The sequence below is a fragment of the Nocardia sp. NPDC003979 genome, from assembly GCF_053605015.1.
On the sequence record NZ_JBSGIJ010000052.1, the window covers coordinates 1 to 1,264 of the forward strand.

A 1,264-nucleotide genomic window follows, 5' to 3' on the forward strand; every position below is an offset into this window, starting at 1 on the left:
GGCAAACCGATGCTCACCGAACTCGCTCCCGGGTACTGGAAAGCGCGTGTCCGGGTCCGTGACTCCTCCGGAAAACGACGCGACCTCATCCGTGTCTCCCCTACCAAACTCGACTCCCGCAACCGCCCGATCCCCGACCGCACCGGCCAACGAGCACTCGACGCCGTCATGGCCGCTGCTGCCGTCATCACCGTCGGCCTCAGCGGCGAACTGTCCACATCCATGACCGTGCGCGACCTGTGGGTCCGGTACCGGGCAAGCCTCATCGCACAAGACCGCACCGAATCCACCATCGCCCGCTACGACGAAGTCGCCAAAATGTTCAACACCGCCTTCGGTGACCGGCGCCTGTTCGAAGTCACCACTTCCGCGGTCGAAACCTTCCTCACCGACGTCGGAAAAGCCAGGGGGCCTTCGAACATGCGCACCGGGCGCATCGTGCTCTCGGGCATGTTCCGCTACGCAGTCCGCACCAGCCCCCTCGAGATCAACCCCGTCCGCGAAGTCCAGATGCCGAAAAACATCGAAGCCAAGGGCCGCACCGGCGGCGCCGGCGACCTCACCACCGACGAACTGCGCTACATCCTCTCCGCCGTCCGGACCTCCCAGATCCTGTGCCCGCGACAACTCGCCAAAGCCGAACGAGAACGCGGCACACCCGTCAAGGCATACACCCCACCCACCGTCGCCGCCTACTGCGAAAGCGCCGACCTCGCCGACATAATCACCCTCTACGCCGCCACCGGCCTGCGCCGCTCCCAGATGCTCGCACTGTTGTGGACCGACATCGACCTCGACGCAGCGACCCTGCGTCCCACCGGAAAACTCGTCCGCGTCGCGGGCAAAGGACTGGTCCGTGTGACCAGGAAAGATGACCCGAAGAACCGGACCGGCACCATCGCACTGCCCGAGTTCGCGGTGGAAATGCTCAAACGCCGCAAAGCCGCGGTGGCGAACCGGCGACCGGCTTCTCCTCCGGACCCCGGAATCGAGGTCCTGGATCTGGTGTTCCCCTCGGCCGTGGGGACATTGCGTGACCCGCAAAACGTCGGACACGGCTGGCAGCGTGTCCGTGAAGCCCTGGGGTTCGCCGAGGACATCACCCCACACAGTTTCCGCCACGCCGTGGCCACCATCCTCGACGACGCCGGCCTGTCGGCCCGTGTCACTGCCGATGTCCTCGGCCACGTCGACCCCGCGATGACCCAACGCCACTACATGGCACGCGGACGCCCACACAAGGCCGCCGCCGATGTACTCAACC

1 protein-coding gene is annotated in these 1,264 nt (G+C 66.0%); it reads left to right on the forward strand.

The annotated features are described in order from the left end of the window. Positions 1–9 precede the first annotated feature (9 nt). Positions 10–1,264 (forward strand): site-specific integrase (locus ACWEVR_RS33985; protein ID WP_452445633.1); only part of this gene is annotated, 1,255 nt, incomplete at its 3' end.